Here is a 16,736-nt window from a genome sequence, read left to right as displayed (position 1 = left end):
GAGTCCCGGCAGGCCCGGCTGGAGAAGGCCGTGCACCTGCTCGCGACCGGCGGACGACCGGGCTGAGACGATCAGGCCCGGCCCCCCGAGGGGGAGCCGGGCCTGATCACCGGAACCGGGTGGACGTCAGGAACGCGGACCGCGGTCCTGCTCGGCGCGCTCCGCGTCCTTCGCGGCCTTCTCCGCGTTCTTCTCCTTGATCCGCACCGCTTCCTTGCGGACCTCGGCCTGGGTGGTGCGCTCCCGCTGCAGCCACTCGGGGGATTCCTGCTTCAGTGCTTCGATCTGCTCGGTGGTGAGCGGCTCCGTGACTCCGCCGCGGGCGAGGCCGGCGATGGACACGCCCAGCTTCGCCGCGACCACGGGGCGGGGGTGCGGGCCGTTGCGCCGCAGTTCCTGCAGCCACTCGGGCGGGTCGGCCTGCAGCGCACTCAATTCATTGCGCGAGACGACACCCTCCTGGAACTCGGCGGGGGTGGCCTCGAGGTACACGCCCAGCTTCTTCGCCGCGGTCGCGGGCTTCATCGTCTGGGTGCTCTGGTGCGACGTCATGCTGTCAAGAGTATCGATCGTGTGCGCTACCTCCGACCACGACCGGTAACCTGGCGGGGTGACAGGCTCGGAAGTACCCCATTCGTTCCGGCTCGCTTACGTCCCCGGGGTGACACCCACCAAGTGGATCCGGATCTGGAATGAGCGACTGCCCGACGTCCCGCTGACCCTCGTGGCGGTGTCGCCCACCGAAGCCTTCGGCGTGCTGCGCGACGGCGGCGCCGACGCCGGTTTCGTACGGTTGCCGGTGGACCGTGCGGATCTCAGCGCGATCCCCCTCTACACCGAGACCACGGTCGTCGTGATCCCCAAGGACCACCTCGTGGCGTCGGCCGAGGAAGTGTCCACGGCGGATCTGGCCGATGAGATCGTGCTGCACCCCCTCGACGACACCCTCGACTGGGAGCGGCTGCCGGGACAGCCCGCGATCGAGCGCCCCGCGACGACGGCGGACGCCATCGAGCTGGTGGCCGCGGGGGTGGGCGTGCTTGTCGTCCCGCAGTCCCTCGCCCGCCTGCACCACCGCAAGGACCTCACCTACCGGCCCGTCTCGGACGCCCCCGAGTCGCGCGTCGCGCTCTCGTGGCCGCAGGACGAGACCACCGATCTGGTGGAGCAGTTCATCGGGATCGTCCGCGGGCGGACCGTCAACAGCACCCGGGGCCGCCCGGCGGCCGCGGAGCAGCCCAAGGCGACCGCCAAAGCCAAGGCGAAGGCGAAGGCGAAGCGTCCGGATGCGCACGGCGGCGGCGCGCAGCGCAAGCCCGCAGCCGGAAAGCCGGCCGGCAAGAGCGCCCGCGGTGGTGCGGGCGGACCCAAGGGCGGCAAGGGCGGCAAGCCCCGCCGCCGGTCGTAGCGACGGCGGGCAGGCGTAGGCCACCAGCCCCGGCAGGCCGGCCTCCTGGTGGGCGGCCGCTGGCCTGGCCGGGCTGGGGGATTCGGCGGTCACCGCCGAGAGCTTCGCCTTCGCGGCAGGAGACGTCCTGCTCCTGTACACGGACGGCGTCCTGGAGGCGCGCGACCGGGCGGGGGCGTTCTACCCCCCTCGCGGACCGCGCGGCCGCCCGGTCGGGCCTGCACCCCCGTGCCCTCCTGGACCGGCTGTGCGAGGACCTGCTCGCCCACGCGGCCGGCAGCACCCTGGGCGACGACGCCGCGATGGTGGCGATCGAACGGCTCGCCTGACGATGTCCGGCAGAATCGGATCATGCTGAATATCGGAACGATCGTCATGGGCGCCGAGGATGTCCGGCGGGCGGCGGAATTCTGGACGCGGGCGCTCGGATACGTCCCCCGGGACGGTGAGGTGGACGCCGACTGGACCGTTCTGGTCCCCGCCGACGGCCGGGGCCCCGGCTTGGCCCTCGGCCGCAGCACCTCGCCCGTACAGGAACACCCCCGCGTCCACTTCGACCTGTACACGGCGGACGCGGCGGAGCAGAAGGCCGAGGTCGCGCGCCTGGTCTCGCTGGGCGCCCGGCACGTCGACTGGGACTCCTACCCCGAAGACCCGGACTTCGTGGTCCTCGCCGACCCCGAAGGCAACCCCTTCTGCGTCATCGACACCACCCACGGCTGAGCCCTCGCCGGACGGTGGTTCATTCGCCCTCGTCGTAGACCCCTGCCTCCACTTCGAGTGCGAGTTGCTGCAGGACGTCGAGAGCGGTGAGATCCGTCCGGCCGCCGTCGTGCGCCATGGCCAGGCTGGTGAAGGCCAGGCTGAACCCGGCGACCATGGTCTGCAGGGCGGGACCGAGCGCCTCCGCGACCAGACGGGCCACCTGCTGGGGCGAGGATTCGGCCGGCACGCTGATGGAGGGCAGCATCTCGTTCAACAGCTTGGTGACGACCCCCGCATCGCGGTCGGGGACGTCGTCGTCCTCGCCGGCTTCCGCCGCCCGACGGATCTCCTGGGCTTCCGTGAGAATGCCGATGACTCGCTTGAGAACCTCTGCGCGCTCCATCTCCGGAGCGTAGCTCCGCAGCCCCGCTTTCTGATCCAGTCCTTACCGCTTCCTTAAATGGAACCTAAGGCTCGTGGGTGGCGCCCCGAAACGAACGGATGTCCGCTTCGGGGCGGCTAGCGTGCTGCCTCGTCCTCCCAACTCCCCAGTAATACAGAGGCAGGCACGCGATGAGCAGGACAGGTGGGCACCGGCGCACGACGAGCCGGGCGGCGAAGATCACGGGCGCGATCGTGGCGGCGGCGGTGATCGGTGGCGGGGCCTTCGCACTGACCGGAACCGCACAGGCGAGTTCCGTCGGAGCGGTGTACACGAAGTCCAGCTCCTGGAACGGCGGCTACACCGGCCAGTACGTCATCACGAACAGCACAGGGCAGGCCCAGTCCGACTGGACGCTCCAGTTCGACCTGCCGGCGGGCGTCAAGGTCGACTCCCTGTGGAACGGCGTCCACACGGTCGACGGACAGCACGTCACCGTGAAGCCCGCGAGCTGGAACAGGCAGTTGGCGCCGGGGGCCTCCGTCACCGTCGGCTTCGTGACGAGCGGATCCGGCGCCCCGGGCGACCCGAGCGGCTGCCGCATCAACGGGCTGAAGTGCTCGGTGGACCAGGGCGCGACGGCCGGTCCGAGCGGGCGGCCGACCGTCCGTCCCACGTCCGCGCCCACCCCCGCGCCCACGGCCACGGCCACCGCCACGGCCACCGCGGCCCCGACCCGGACCACGTCGCCCGCCCCCACCGCGCCCGCCCCCGCCACCCCCGGCGCCCGCTTCGCCCCGTACGTGGACACCTCTCTGTACCCCGCGTACGACCTGGTCGACACGGCGACGAGGACCGGCGTGAAGGAGTTCCACCTCGCCTTCATCACCTCCGGCGGCGGCTGCGCACCCCTGTGGGGCGGTGTCACGGACCTCACGAGCGACAAGGTCGCCGCCCAGATCGGCGCACTGCGGGCCAAGGGCGGCGACGTCCGCGTGTCGTTCGGCGGGGCCGCCGGGCACGAACTCGCGCTGAACTGCTCCACCGTCGACGAACTGGCCGCCGCCTACGGGAAGGTCGTCGACCAGTACCGGCTCACCAAGGTCGACTTCGACATCGAGGGCGCGGCCCTGCCGGACACCGCGGCCAACGCGCGCCGCGCCCAGGCCATCGCCCGGCTCCAGAAGTCCCACCCGGGCCTGGACGTGGCGTTCACCCTGCCCGTGATGCCCGAGGGGCTGACGCAACCGGGGGTGGCGCTGCTGGCCGACGCCCGGAAGAACGGCGTGCGGGTCGACGCCGTCAACATCATGGCGATGGACTACGGGCCCGCGTACAGCGGGGACATGGGGCAGTACGCGATCCAGGCCGCGACGGCCACCCAGGCTCAGCTCAAGGGCGTGCTCGGGCTCTCCGACGCGGCGGCCTGGAAGGCGGTCGCCGTCACACCGATGATCGGTGTCAACGATGTCGCGACCGAAGTCTTCACCGTCGCGGACGCGTCCCAGCTCGTGGACTTCGCTGCGGCGAAGGGGATCGGACGGCTGGCGATGTGGTCCTCGGCCCGTGACCGGCAGTGCGCGGCCGGGGCCGTCAACTACGCCGACGCCACGTGCAGTTCCATCCTCCAGGAGCCGCTGGCCTTCACCAAGGCGTTCGCGGCGTTCAAGTAGCCGACCGGGCGCGGGAGTCCGGGGGAGCCGCTAAGCGAGGACGCCCGCGCGCGCCGCGAGTGCGAGGGCCGCGTCGAGCCGCGGGGCGGGCCCGTCCCCGGTGAGCGCCGGCGCCAGCAGCGCCGCCACCGCGGCCTCGTCGGCCTTGCGCTCCCGCGCCCGTTCCACGAACCGCTCGACGGCCTCGGTCAGCACGCGCTTCCGGTCGTACGGCAGATCGTACGAGGCCACGGCGAGATCGACGAACTCCTCGTGCGAGCCGACCCAGGGCGCGGCGCCGTCCAGCCCGTCCTCCCGCACCTCGTCCGGGTACGGGATGCGGTGCCACGCGCCGTCCTGCCACCAGTAGACGAAGCCGAAGAGGTTGCCGGCCGCGTCGTCGCGCAGGACGTCCCACGGAAGCCAGTCGGGGCCGCCCGCCAGGAAGTCGATCTGCTCGCCGCCGACGTGGGTGTGGCTGCCGTCCGGGTCCTGGCCGCAGAAGACGGCCCGTCCGCCGCCGTCGAGGACGGTCAGGCGCCACCAGCCGCCCGCGCCGGTGGCGTGGCACCACACGCCGTCGTCGTCGACGGCGTACTCGGTCCGGACAGAACAGGCGGCGTCGATCACGGCCAGGGTCACGGCCCGGGCCCGGAGCAGCCCGGGAGGTTCGAGGTCGTCCGGCCGGCTCGGCGTGTGCATGGTGTGGGTCCCCTCCGGTGTGCCGGGCTGTGCCGGTCCTTTGCTCGGGACCAGCCTCGCACGACCCGCGGCGGCCTCGCCCTCGGTGCGGGCCGGTGCCCGTGGCACCAGGGCGGGCTCACCCGCCTCGCGGACGGCCGGGCGCGCGGCTGACCTGGGCCAGGACCAGGACCGTGTCGTCGGCCGGGCTGGCCGGGAGCAGGTTCGTGAGGATACGGTCGGCGGCCGCCTCCATCGTGCCCTCGGCCTGCCGCAGTTGCTCGCGCAGGGCGTCCATGCCCGCTTCGATGTCGCGGCCCCTGGCTTCGATGAGGCCGTCGGTGTACAGCGCCAGGGTGGACCCTTCCGGAAGCTCCAGCTCGGTCGTCGGGAACGGGAACCCGCCCACTCCCAGCGGCACGGCCGTCTCCGCTGCCACCGTGTCGACGGTGCCGTCGGGGCGGCGGACCAGCAGCGGCGGATGGCCCGCGTTGGCCATCCGGGCCCGCCCGGTCGCCGGGTCGTACAGGAGGTAGAGGCAGGTGGCCAGTTCGATCCCCGCCTCGTGCGCGCAGCCGTCGAGTTCGGCGAGCAGCGCACCGGGATCCGTGTGGTGCCGGGCCAGTGCCTTGGCGGTGATGCGCAGCCGGCCCATCGCCGCCGCCGCCGACACCCCGTGGCCCATCACGTCGCCGACGACGAGGGCCACCCGGTCACCGGGCAGGCTGATCACGTCGTACCAGTCGCCGCCCACCTCCGTGACGTGGCCGGCCGGCAGGTACCGGTGGGCCACCCGCACGTACGGCCCGGCCCCGGTGGCGCTGGGGAGCAGGGCCCGCTGCAGGGTGAGCGCGATGTTCCGGACCCTGCCGTAGAGGCGGGCGTTGTCCAGGCACAGCGCCCCGCGGGAGGCCAGCTCCGAGGCCAGGGCGACGTCTTCCTCGGTGAAGGCGGGGCGGGCGGCCGACCTGCCGAACATGGTGATGCCCTGGACCGTTCCCCTGGCGATGAGCGGGGCGATCAGGATGCACGCCAGCCCGCTGCCCCGCAGCAGCTCGGCGCGCTCCTGGTGGGCGACGGTCCGGGTCACGAAGTCCTCGTTGACGGGCACCGAGAGCGGGCGTCCGGTGCGCAGCACGGCGTGGATGCTGGAACCCGGCGGGTAGGTGACGCGATCCAGCCCGCCGACGAGTTCGTCGGCGGGCGGGGGCAGGCTGGTCCCGGAGGCGATGCGGCGGGTGATCAGCGGCCGCTCCGGGTCGAAGACCTCGGCCTCGTCCATCCACTCCACGAGTTCCACGACGGAGCCGTCGCAGAAGTCGGGGACCATCGTCTCGACCAGTTCCCGCGCGGTGACGTTCAGGTCCAGGGTGGTGCCGATCCGGGCTCCGGCGCGGTCCAGCAGGGCGAGCCGCCGGCGGGCCGCCGTCGCCTCCAGGATGGCGTGCTCGCGGTCGGTGACGTCCACCAGCAGCCCGCCCACACCGGGGCGCGTGTCGCCGGCCTGGCTGAGCGCGAAGAGGCTCACGGACCGGACCTGGTCGCGGTCGGGGCGGCCCGGTGTGCGCAGGCCCACGAGGGCCCCGACCACGGGGCGGCCCTGCTCGGCGACGGTCCGTAGCGTGCGCTCGTACTCGCCCTCGTCGGAGGTGAGCATGATCTCGGTCATCGGCCGGCCGAGGTGTTCCGCGATGGGCATGCCGTCCATGTCGGCCAGCGCCTGGTTGAGGTGGACGTACCGCAGCTGTTCGTCGAGCATGACCAGGCCGATGGGGCAGGTCTCGAACAGTGCGTCGAGGAAGGCCAGGTTCGTCTTCACCCGGTCGAGTTCCTCGCCCTTGCTGGCCAGGCCCATGACCACGGAACTGCCGCCGGGGCCCGCGACGGGGAAGACCCGGAACCCGCAGTCGAAGACCGTCCCGTCGCGGTGCGCGGCGGGCATGCGGACCCGCCAGTAACCCAGGGTGCGGGCGCGCTCCGCCAGCTGCGCGGCCGCGCCGGGGCGGCCCCGGGGCGGTTCGGGGAACAGGACGTCGGCCGATCCGGCCAGTACGGCCTCCGGCGGGTGTCCGAAGAGGCTTTCGGCGCCGGGTCCCCAGTACCGGACGCGGCCCTGGTCGTCGAGGCCGAACACCGCGACGGTGACGTGTTCCAGCAGCGTGCCCGGCTCCGACCTCAGGAGGCCGGGAGACCGCTCGCCCCCTGGCGGATCCGTCGGCACCAGACGCCCCCTTTCGGGCTTCCCGGCTTCCCGTCAATTCTGCCCCTTCCTCGTCCGGCGGACCTCCCCGCCGGGCACGGGGCCCGGCCGGGCCTTGGCGGGGCAGGCCCCGACGGCCTGCTGCCTTCCGCGCCGGCCCCGTCGGTCGCGGATGCCGCTGTCGATCTTCCGTAAGGTCGGACCGCCTCCGGCCCACGGCCGTGTGCGCCCCTCCCCCATCCGGTACCGACCGAGTCGAGGAACGCCGTGCTCCTGCCCTTGAACCGACGTCTGGCCCTCGGAGCCGCCCTGCTGGCCGTGGTGGCCGCCGCGGCCCCGGTGAGCGCCGCCCCCGCCGCCGCCGGGGCGGCTGCCCTGGTCACGCGGTCCGAGAAGGCGGCCCCGCCCGCCCCACCCGCCGCCGACCTGCAGGCCCTGGTCCAGGCGCTGCGGAACACGACCGCCGCCGGGGCGCCGGGCGCGGTGGCCAGGATCACCGGCCCCGGCGGCGTCCGGAGCAGGGCGGTCGGCGTACGGGACAGGGCCACGGGCGCGCCCATGGACGCCGGGTCCCGCTTCCGCATCGGCAGCGTCACGAAGACGTTCTCCGCCGTGGTGCTGCTGCAACTCGTGTCCGAGGAGAAGATCCGGCTGGACGCCCCGGTCAACCGCTACCTGCCCGGTCTGCTGCCCGACGACCGGATCACCGTGCGCCACCTGCTGAGCCACCGCAGCGGGCTGCCCGACTACACGGACGCCATGTTCGCCCGGACCGTGCCGGGATTCGAGGCCGTGCGGACCAAGGTGTTCAGCTACCGCGACCTCGTGAACCTCTCGCTGAAGGAGCCGAGGACGACCGCGCCGGGCGCCGCGTACGCGTACTCGAACACCAATTTCGTCGTCGTCGGCATGCTCATCGAGAAGGCCACCGGGCACTCCGTGGCCAAGGAGTACGAACGCCGCGTCATCAAGCCGCTGGGCCTGCGCAACACCTCCTACGTCCACCCGGCCACCCGGATCGAGGGACCGCACGCGCGCGGCTACCTCCACCCCGACGAGGCGGGCGCGCCGCTGGTCGACTCCACCGAGCAGACCGTCTCCTGGGCGCAGTCCGCCGGGGCGGTGATCTCCGACCCGGCCGATCTGAACACCTTCACCTCCGCGTTGCTGGGCGGCAGGCTGCTCCCGGCCCGGATGCTGGACGCCATGCTCACCATGACCCCGGCCGACACCACCCGGACCCGCTTCTACGGGCTGGGGCTGCGCCGCTACGACCTCTCGTGCGGCACGTCGGTGTACGGCCACACGGGCACCGTCCAGGGCTTCTACACCTACGCGTTCGCCACCCGTGACGGCCGCCGCAGCCTCGCTGCCATGGCGAACACCTCGAACAGGGGTGCGGCGAACACGGCCCTGGGCGGCACCCTCGAAGCCGCCTTCTGCGGCAAGTTGCCCGCGCCGGCCGGCGCGCGCGGCTTCACCGTCGCCCCGGCCGACGCCGATCTGCGCGAGCGCGACGCGCGCTGAGCGTGCCCGCGTACCGCCGCCGGTCCGGGGGGTAGCCCGCGGACCGGGCGGCGGGGATCATGAGGGGACGCCGGCCCGCCGGGTCCCGCGCCCCGTCACCGAGTCCAGGAGTTACGTGTGTCCTCCGCGTCGAGTTATGCGTCCGGTGTCTGCGACGTGCCCCTGCTGGGCGACACGATCGGCGAGAACCTGGACCGCACCGTCCGCCGGTTCCCGGGGCGCGACGCCCTGATCGACATGGCCGCCGGGCGCCGGTGGACGTACGCGGAGCTGGCCGCCGACGTCGACGCCCTCGCGCTCGGACTGCTGGATCTGGGAATCGCCAAGGGGGACCGGGTCGGGATCTGGGCGCCGAACCGCGCCGAGTGGACGCTGGTGCAGTACGCCACCGCCAGGATCGGAGCCGTCCTGGTCACGGTGAACCCGGCCTACCGTTCCCATGAGCTGGAGTACGTCCTGCGGCAGTCCGGGATCCGGCTACTGGTCGCGGCGGAGCGCTTCAAGACCTCCGACTACGCGGCCATGATCGAGGAAGTACGGCCGCGCTGCCCGCAACTGGAATTCACCGTCCTGCTGGACGGGCCCGGCTGGACCTCCCTGCTGGAGCGCGGCCGCCGGGGCGACCCCGCCGACCTCTCCCGGGCGCAGGCCTCGCTCAGCCCGGACGACCCGATCAACATCCAGTACACCTCGGGGACCACGGGCTTCCCCAAGGGCGCGACCCTCTCGCACCACAACATCCTCAACAACGGCTTCTTCGTCGGCGAGTTGTGCCACTACACCGAGCAGGACCGGGTCTGCATCCCGGTGCCCTTCTACCACTGCTTCGGCATGGTGATGGGAAACCTCGCGTGTACGAGCCACGGCGCGGCCATGGTGATCCCGGCGCCGTCGTTCGAGCCGGCGGCCACCCTGGCCGCGGTCGAGGCGGAGTCGTGCACCTCGCTGTACGGGGTTCCCACCATGTTCATCGCCGAGCTCGCGGACCCCGGCTTCGGTTCGTACGACCTGTCCACCCTGCGGACGGGGATCATGGCGGGCTCGCCCTGCCCGGTCGAGGTGATGAAGGAGGTCATCGACCGGATGGGCATGGCCGAGGTGTCCATCTGCTACGGGATGACGGAGACCTCGCCGGTGTCGACTCAGACCCGCGCGGACGACTCCGTCGAGCGCCGGGTGTCGACCGTGGGCCGGGTGGGGCCGCACCTGGAGGTGAAGGTCGTCGATCCGCAGTCCGGGCGGACGGTGCCGCGCGGGGAGCCGGGCGAGCTGTGCACCCGCGGCTACTCGGTGATGCTCGGCTACTGGGGCGAGCCGGAGCGCACGGCCGAGGCCGTCGACGCGGCCCGCTGGATGCACACGGGCGACCTGGCGGTCATGGACGAGGACGGCTACCTGAGCATCACCGGCCGCATCAAGGACATGGTCATCCGTGGCGGGGAGAACCTCTACCCGCGCGAGATCGAGGAGTTCCTCCACACCCACCCGGACATCCTCGACGTCCAGGTCATCGGCGTACCCGACCCGAAGTACGGGGAGGAGCTGATGGCGTGGGTGCGGATGCGCGAGGGCGCCGAGCCGCTTACCGCCGCCGGTGTACGGGCGTACTGCGAGGGCCGGCTCGCCCACTTCAAGATCCCCCGCTACGTCCACGTCGTGGAGGAGTTCCCGATGACGGTCACCGGGAAGATCCGCAAGATCGAGATGCGCGAGGCGGCGGCCCGCCTGCTGGGCCTCCCGTCGGAGGGGGTCTAGAGAGTGTCGCCAGCCAGACGGGACTTTGACGACACGACCTGGACGGACCGCCGCCCGCGCCGCGGGTCAGCGCTTGCCGAGCAGACCGTTCATCCTGTCGATCTCGGCGGTCTGCGAGGTGATGATGGCCTCGGCCATCGTCTTGGCCTCGGGGAAGGCGCCTTGGCCCTGCTCCGTCCTGGCCATCGCGACGGCGCCCTCGTGGTGCTTGATCATGAGTTCCGTGAAGGCGGTGTCGAACGCCTTGCCGGAGGACTTCTGCAGCCCGGCCAGCTGCTCGGCGGTCATCATCCCGCCGCCCGCGCCGTGGCCCGAGTGGTCCGTGGCGCCCTCGGCGGGCGCCTGCTCGCCCCACGAGGCCAGCCATCCTGAAAGGGTCCTGATCTCCGGGTCCTGGGCCTTCTCGATCTCCGCGGCGAGCTGCTTCACCTCGGCCGACTCCGCCCGGGAGGCGGCGAGGTCCGCCATCTCCACGGCCTGGCGGTGGTGGGGGATCATCCCCTTGGCGAAGGCGATGTCGGCGGCGTTGGGCCGGCCCTGCGCGGCGGACGACGAGGCGGACGGCGACTTCGTCGCGGCGGGGGCCGCTTCGTCGGCCGAGCCGCAGGCGGCGAGGACGAACGAGGCTGTCCCGGCGACCACGACCGCGGCGGTACGGCGGATCGCGCTACGGCTGATCGCGGTACGGCGGGACAGGGAACGGTTCTTGCTCATGGTGATGCGACTCCTGGGTGCGTGAGGACATGGTGGAGCGCGGCGGCCCGTGCGGGTGCCGTGCGGGCCGCTCTAGATCCGCAGGAGTTGCAGTTCCGCCAGGTCGGGCGGCGCCCGCCCGCTCTCGGCCGACGTCGGCGCGCGGGTGGCGGGCGGCGCGGCCGGGGACGCGCCCCGGAGCGCGGCGGCGAGCGCGGGCGGCGCGTACGCCGTGACGGTCCCGGTGGCGGCGCAGGTGGCGTCGGCGTGGTGCACGTGCCCCTGTCCGCCGGCGGTGTGCGAGCAGTCCGCGCCCGCCCGGTGCCCGGACTCCTCGTGGGTCAGCACCGCGCCGTGCGCGCCGGAGGCAGCCGTGTGCGCCCGCGCGGTCATCCCACCCGCCCCGAGACCGTGCATGGCCAGCACACCGGCCAGGACCGCGAGCACCAGCAGCAGACGGCCGGGCCCGGCAGGGCGGCGACGCGTCGGCTGGGGTGCGGTGATCACGCGCTCATCCTACGACCGGGCTCCGGGCCGGCCCCGGCGGGCTCGCCGAACCGCGCCGCGCCTGGCCGTGCCCGCATGATGAGATCATCCCGATCCCATCCGGCCTGCTGCCGAGTGGATCGCGCCATTGCGCCCGTCACGTCAACTTGCTTCCGGATATGGCGGGTTACGGTCCGGCCATGGATTCGAACACATGGAGACCGACTGCCCCCCACAGCCGCCGCACCCTGCTGCGCACCGCCGTGGCCGGTACGGCGGCCGCCGGGGCCGGCCTGGTCCTCGGCCCGGCCTTCCCCGCCTCGGCCGCCACCCGGGAACCGGAGCCCACGGACCGCCCGCTCACTCCCGCGCAGGCGCTGCGCCGGCTGGCGGCCGGTAACGAGCGCTGGCGGACGGGGGACCAGGAGCACCCGCACGAGTCCGCGGCCCTGCGCCGCCGGCTCGTCCAGGGACAGCACCCCTTCGCGGTCGTGCTCGGCTGCATCGATTCGCGGGTGCCCCCGGAGCTGGTCTTCGACCAGGGGCTGGGCGATCTGATGACGGTACGGTCCGCGGGCGAGGTGCTCGACGAGGCGGTGCTGGGGAGCATCGCGTACGGGGTCCTCGAACTGCACATACCGCTGGTCCTCGTACTGGCCCACCAGTCGTGCGGAGCGGTGGCGGCGGCGGTCCACGCCGACGAGACCGGTGAGCCGCTCCCCGCCCACATCCAGTACCTGGCCGACCAGATACGGCCGTCCATCGATCACGGCCGGCACGGCGAGGCACGCGTGGACGCCACGGTGAACGCGCACGTGCGTCACGTCAGCCGCCGGCTGGCGGCCGAGCCGGACCTCGCCGCGAAGGTGGCCGCCGGCGAACTGGCCGTGGTGGCCGCCCGTTACGAGCTGCGCGACCAGCGCGTCCGTACGCTGTCCTGACGACAAGACGTCCGGAAGCCGAACGGCCCGTCGGGCAACGGATCGCGTCGCAGGGCGCTCTATCCGGATGTGCACCCCAGGACGGTGCCGCCCCGGCGTACCGTCCGGGCCCAGACGTGACAGAGAGTCCTCCTGATCCATGAGTCTGACCAGTACCACGCTCCTCGTCTCCGCCGTGCTCTGCACGGCACTGGTGTTCGCCGCCACGGTGTGGGTGTGGCCGCGGCTGGCACGGCGGAGCGGGCGCGCCGTCCTGGGCCGGATCGGGCTGATCCTCACCGTTCAGGTCCTGTTGTTCGCCTCGGTCGGCCTGACCGCGAACCGGAGCTTCCTGCTCTACGGGTCGTGGTCCGAGCTGTTGGGCAGGAAGAGCGCGCCGTCGCTCCTCTCCCAGGACTCGGGCGATCCGGTCGTGAAGGTCCTCGGCAGGCAGCGGCCGAAGGTCCCCGGCAGTGGGGCGCCCCCGTCGAGCGGTGAGATCGAGAAGGTGATGGTGCAGGGCCGGCTGTCCAAGGTCGCCACCCCCGCCTACGTGTACCTGCCGCCGGAGTACTTCCAGAAGGGGAACGAGAAGCGGACCTTCCCCGCCGCCGTCGTACTGACCGGCTTTCCGGGGATGGCGGAGAACCTGCTGGAAAAGCTCCCGTACCCCAAGACCGCGTGGACGCAGGCAAAGCAGAAGAAGATGCAGCCGATGATCCTGGTCATGATGCGGCCCACGGTCGAGCCGACGCGCAACACCCAGTGCGTGGACGTACCGGGCGGACCGGCCAGCGAGACCTTCTTCGCCACCGATCTGCCGCGGGCACTGTCCGGCACCTACCGGATCGCCGCTTCGCCCCGCGGCTGGGGCATCATGGGCGATTCCACCGGCGGCTACTGCGCGCTGAAGGTCGCGCTGGAGCATCCGGAGAGCTACGCGGCCGGTGTGGGCCTGTCTGCGGACTACGAGCCGGAGCTGGACAAGTACTCCGGCGACCTCTTCCACGGCGACAAAGGCGAGGAGAAGCGGGCAGATCTGCTCTGGAGCCTGGACCATCTGCCGCAGGGCAACTCCTCGTTCCTGGTCTCCACGTCCCTGCAGGGCGAGGAGAACTACCGGCCGACGCAGAAGTTCATCGAGAAGGTGAAGGCTCCCGCACGCGTCTCGTCGATCACCCTCGACCACGGCGGCCACAACTTCCTCACCTGGGGACGGGAGATCCCGCCCAGCCTGGAGTGGCTCAGCGGCCGTCTCTCCGCCGAGTGAAGAGCCGGCGGCCGCCGGGGCGGCGCGTGAAAACAGGTGTGACCGGATAGCGGCGACTGGTGACGAACTGCCCGGTACATGGGCCTGGCGCACGTGGGCCGGGGTGCGCGAGGATCACGCCTCACCCGCACCCATCCCGTCACAGGAGGATGCCCATGCCTCGCCGCACACCCCGCGGCCTCACCGCCGCGGCCACCGCCACACTGGCGCTGGCCACCCTGACCTGCCTGGCCGGACCGGCCACGGCGTCCGGGACGGCCGCTACCGCTCCTCTGCCCCAGGGCCGCATCTTCATGGTCAACCCCGTCCAGTCCTCGGGGGACCAGACCCTCGCCGACGCCAAGGACTCGGCCGGCGCCGTCCCCGCCTCGGCGTACGCCACGGCCCCGCTGCGCAACCTCGACGGCAGCGGCCGGCTGTCGGGGAAGTGGGCGTACGTCAGATCGGACACCGGCGCCTCGGCCAACCTCGCGGACGCGCGCGGCTACAACCGCACCGACGACCAGTTCGAGCAGGTCATGGCCTACTTCTGGGTCAACGAGGCCCAGGAGTACCTGCAGGGCCTGGGGTTCGGGACCGAACTGCCCGGGGCCAACGACCGGGCCCAGCCGGTACGCATCAACCAGTGGGGGGCAGACAACTCCTTCTTCACCGACAAGAAGGACGAGATCCGCTTCGGCAAGGGCGGGGTCGACGACGCCGAGGACGCCGAGGTCATCGTCCACGAGTACGGCCACGCGGTGCACAACGCGCAGGTCCCCGGCTTCGGCACCTCCCCCGAAGCCGGTGCGATAGGCGAGGCCTTCGGCGACTACCTGGCCGTGGCCGTCGGGTCGCACGCGGCCGCCTCCTACGGCTGGCCGCAGCGGGCCGACCTGGCCTGCGTCGCCGACTGGGACTCGATCGCCTACAGCGCCGCCCCGCACTGCCTGCGCCGCGTCGACGGGAACAAGGTATACGGCGACCTGGAGGGTGAGGTCCACGCGGACGGCGAGATCTGGTCCCGCGCCCTCTTCGACATCCGCGGGGCCCTGGGCGCCCGGACGGCCGACCGCGTCATCGTCAACGCGCAGTTCGGCTTCGCACCCGACACGTCCTTCCAGGACGCGGCACTGACGACCGTCGCCACCGCCCAGCGCATGTACGGCAAGGGCGCCGCGGACGCCGTGCGCGCCGCGTTCAAGGCCCGTCAGATCCCCGGCATCCAGTAACAGCCGGCCGCTTCCCCGGACTCGGCACACGCCGCGTCCGGGGAAGCGGAATGTTCCATTTTTGGTCGCTGAGCGAACATCGATCCCCCCTCTCCGGACAACAGCTGGTCAAATCCTTGTTGCATACCTGTCAATCGGACGCTCTTTCCTGGCAAGGTCAATCGCCTAGCCCCCCACGGCAATTGAAGGAGCACGAGTGACCCTCCCCACGTCCTCATCCCGCACCTCCCGCAGCCGCACCCGAGCGCTGCGCGCCGCCGCCGTCGTCGCCTCGGCGGCCATGGTCGCGATCTCCGTCCAGAGCGGCTCCGCCAGCGCGTCGGCCGAGCGGGAGGCGGGAGCCACCGCTCTCGCCCTGAACGCCGACGCGCGCGCCCAGGCGATCAGCGCGGCCCAGAACACGGCGGCCGACACCGCGCGGGCCATCGGCCTGGCCGACGAGGAGCGCCTCGTGGCCCGCGATGTGATCAAGGACGCCGACGGTACGGTGCACACGCGCTACGAGCGCACCTACGCCGGAATGCCGGTCCTCGGCGGCGACCTGGTGGTCCACCAGAAGAAGGACGGCAGCCGCAAGACCACCAAGGGCGTCGAGGCCCGAATAGCCCCGGCCGCGGCCCGCACCTCTCTCAAGGCCGCGCCCGCCGGTGCCCGACAGGTCGTGTGGGCCGCGAGCGGCAAGCCGGTCTTCGCCTACGAGGCAGTCGTCACCGGCACCCAGCAGGACGGCACGCCCAGCGAGCGCCACGTCATCACGGACGCCGCCACCGGCGCCGAGCTGTACGCCTACGAGGCCATCGACACCGGCACCGGTACGAGCGGATACTCCGGCACCGTCACGCTGGGCACCACGCAGAGCGGGTCGTCGTACAACCTGACCGACGGCGGTCGCGGCGGCCACAAGACCTACGACCTGAACGGCGGCACCACCGGCACCGGGAGCCTCTTCACCGACGCCGACGACAAGTGGGGCGACGGACTGCCCTCGAACCGTCAGACGGCCGCCGTCGACGCCCAGTACGGCGCTGCCGTGACCTGGGACTTCTACAAGTCCGAGTTCGGCCGCAACGGCATCGCCGGAGACGGCAAGGCCGCCTACTCCCGCGTCCACTACGGCAACGCCTACGTCAACGCCTTCTGGTCCGACAGCTGCTTCTGCATGACCTACGGCGACGGCGCCGCCAACCAGAAGCCGCTCACGTCCCTGGACGTCGCCGGCCACGAGATGAGCCACGGCCTGACCGCCGCCACGGCCAAGCTGAACTACAGCCGCGAGTCGGGCGGGCTCAACGAGGCGACCAGCGACATCTTCGGCACCTCGGTGGAGTTCTTCGCCGGCAACTCCACCGACGTCGGCGACTACCTCATCGGCGAGAAGATCGACATCCGCGGCGACGGCTCGCCGCTGCGCTACATGGACAAGCCCAGCAAGGACGGCGCCTCGGCCGACTACTGGTCCAAGAACGTGGGCCGGCTCGACGTGCACAACTCCTCGGGCGTCGCCAACCACTTCTTCTACCTGCTGTCCGAGGGCAGCGGCGCGAAGACCGTCAACGGCGTCTCCTACGACTCGCCCACGTACGACGGCTCGACGGTCACCGGCATCGGCCGGACCAAGGCTTACAAGATCTGGTACAAGGCGCTCTCGACCTACATGACGTCCACCACCAACTACGCGGGGGCCCGGACCGCGACCCTGCAGGCGACGGCCGACCTGTACGGTTCGACCGGTGCCGAGTACCAGCAGGTGGCGGCCGCCTGGAAGGCCGTCAACGTCAAGTGACGCACACCGTCGGCCACCGCTCCCGGACGTCCCTGCAGGGTCGCGGTCCGGGCCCCCGCGTAG

At 72.1% G+C, this 16,736-nt stretch carries 15 protein-coding genes and 1 pseudogene; 10 read left to right on the top strand and 6 right to left on the bottom strand.

Annotated features, from left to right (window positions below; genetic code table 11):
- Nucleotides 1–126: 126 nt before the first annotated feature.
- On the bottom strand, nt 127–552 hold the full coding sequence (locus AB0D48_RS27595; RefSeq protein ID WP_362402452.1) for a DUF5997 family protein: 426 nt from the start codon (nt 550–552) through the stop codon (nt 127–129).
- Between the two features lie 58 nt (nt 553–610).
- Between AB0D48_RS27595 and AB0D48_RS27590 the strand changes: the two genes are divergently transcribed.
- The 3 genes and pseudogenes from AB0D48_RS27590 (at nt 611) to AB0D48_RS27580 (ending at nt 2,131) form a co-directional block, all read left to right on the top strand.
- On the top strand, nt 611–1,408 hold the full coding sequence (locus AB0D48_RS27590; protein WP_362402449.1) for a LysR substrate-binding domain-containing protein: 798 nt from the start codon (nt 611–613) through the stop codon (nt 1,406–1,408).
- 94 nt (nt 1,409–1,502) lie between these two features.
- Nucleotides 1,503–1,737: pseudogene (locus AB0D48_RS27585) on the top strand (SpoIIE family protein phosphatase); the annotation flags it as partial.
- A 22-nt stretch (nt 1,738–1,759) separates the two neighbouring features.
- Nucleotides 1,760–2,131 carry a VOC family protein gene (locus tag AB0D48_RS27580; RefSeq protein WP_362402445.1) on the top strand — a complete coding sequence of 124 codons (372 nt, stop codon included), beginning with the start codon at nt 1,760–1,762 and terminating at the stop codon, nt 2,129–2,131.
- A gap of 19 nt (nt 2,132–2,150) precedes the next feature.
- Here the strand turns inward: AB0D48_RS27580 and AB0D48_RS27575 are convergent, their stop codons facing one another.
- A complete protein-coding gene (locus tag AB0D48_RS27575) occupies nt 2,151–2,516 on the bottom strand; it encodes a hypothetical protein (protein WP_362402442.1) in 366 nt (121 codons plus the stop codon).
- 170 nt (nt 2,517–2,686) lie between these two features.
- On the opposite strand from AB0D48_RS27575, the gene AB0D48_RS27570 reads away from it, so the two are divergent.
- Entirely contained in the window at nt 2,687–4,168 is a 1,482-nt protein-coding gene (locus tag AB0D48_RS27570) for a cellulose binding domain-containing protein (RefSeq protein WP_362402439.1), read from the top strand.
- A 30-nt stretch (nt 4,169–4,198) separates the two neighbouring features.
- On the opposite strand, the gene AB0D48_RS27565 is transcribed toward AB0D48_RS27570, so the two are convergent.
- Together AB0D48_RS27565 and AB0D48_RS27560 are read right to left on the bottom strand one after the other, a co-directional pair.
- A complete protein-coding gene (locus tag AB0D48_RS27565; RefSeq protein WP_362402436.1) occupies nt 4,199–4,849 on the bottom strand; it encodes a hypothetical protein in 651 nt (216 codons plus the stop codon).
- A 118-nt stretch (nt 4,850–4,967) separates the two neighbouring features.
- On the bottom strand, nt 4,968–7,049 hold the full coding sequence (locus AB0D48_RS27560; RefSeq protein ID WP_362402433.1) for a SpoIIE family protein phosphatase: 2,082 nt from the start codon (nt 7,047–7,049) through the stop codon (nt 4,968–4,970).
- A 252-nt stretch (nt 7,050–7,301) separates the two neighbouring features.
- Between AB0D48_RS27560 and AB0D48_RS27555 the strand changes: the two genes are divergently transcribed.
- Together AB0D48_RS27555 and AB0D48_RS27550 are read left to right on the top strand one after the other, a co-directional pair.
- Nucleotides 7,302–8,555 carry a serine hydrolase domain-containing protein gene (locus AB0D48_RS27555; protein ID WP_362402623.1) on the top strand — a complete coding sequence of 418 codons (1,254 nt, stop codon included), beginning with the start codon at nt 7,302–7,304 and terminating at the stop codon, nt 8,553–8,555.
- Between the two features lie 117 nt (nt 8,556–8,672).
- Nucleotides 8,673–10,310, top strand: coding sequence for an AMP-binding protein (locus AB0D48_RS27550; RefSeq protein WP_362402430.1), 1,638 nt, complete (start codon nt 8,673–8,675; stop codon nt 10,308–10,310).
- A 66-nt stretch (nt 10,311–10,376) separates the two neighbouring features.
- On the opposite strand, the gene AB0D48_RS27545 is transcribed toward AB0D48_RS27550, so the two are convergent.
- On the bottom strand, nt 10,377–11,024 hold the full coding sequence (locus AB0D48_RS27545) for a DUF305 domain-containing protein (protein WP_362402427.1): 648 nt from the start codon (nt 11,022–11,024) through the stop codon (nt 10,377–10,379).
- A 72-nt stretch (nt 11,025–11,096) separates the two neighbouring features.
- Nucleotides 11,097–11,510, bottom strand: a complete 414-nt coding sequence (locus tag AB0D48_RS27540; RefSeq protein WP_362402424.1) for a DUF6153 family protein — start codon at nt 11,508–11,510, stop codon at nt 11,097–11,099.
- Between the two features lie 179 nt (nt 11,511–11,689).
- On the opposite strand from AB0D48_RS27540, the gene AB0D48_RS27535 reads away from it, so the two are divergent.
- From AB0D48_RS27535 to AB0D48_RS27520, 4 genes are all read left to right on the top strand, one after another.
- Nucleotides 11,690–12,430 carry a carbonic anhydrase gene (locus AB0D48_RS27535; RefSeq protein WP_362402421.1) on the top strand — a complete coding sequence of 247 codons (741 nt, stop codon included), beginning with the start codon at nt 11,690–11,692 and terminating at the stop codon, nt 12,428–12,430.
- Nucleotides 12,431–12,569: 139 nt separating this feature from the next.
- On the top strand, nt 12,570–13,679 hold the full coding sequence (locus tag AB0D48_RS27530) for an alpha/beta hydrolase-fold protein (RefSeq protein ID WP_362402418.1): 1,110 nt from the start codon (nt 12,570–12,572) through the stop codon (nt 13,677–13,679).
- A 155-nt stretch (nt 13,680–13,834) separates the two neighbouring features.
- Nucleotides 13,835–14,890, top strand: a complete 1,056-nt coding sequence (locus tag AB0D48_RS27525; RefSeq protein ID WP_362402415.1) for a M4 family metallopeptidase — start codon at nt 13,835–13,837, stop codon at nt 14,888–14,890.
- Between the two features lie 280 nt (nt 14,891–15,170).
- Nucleotides 15,171–16,673 (top strand): M4 family metallopeptidase, encoded by a 1,503-nt coding sequence (locus AB0D48_RS27520; protein ID WP_362402619.1) that lies wholly within the window; start codon nt 15,171–15,173, stop codon nt 16,671–16,673.
- The last annotated feature ends 63 nt before the right edge of the window (nt 16,674–16,736 follow it).

This window comes from Streptomyces sp. NPDC048269 (assembly GCF_040652395.1).
Lineage (GTDB): Bacteria > Actinomycetota > Actinomycetes > Streptomycetales > Streptomycetaceae > Streptomyces.
Note: the sequence above shows the minus strand (reverse complement) of the source record. Positions and strands in the feature narration are given on the sequence as shown.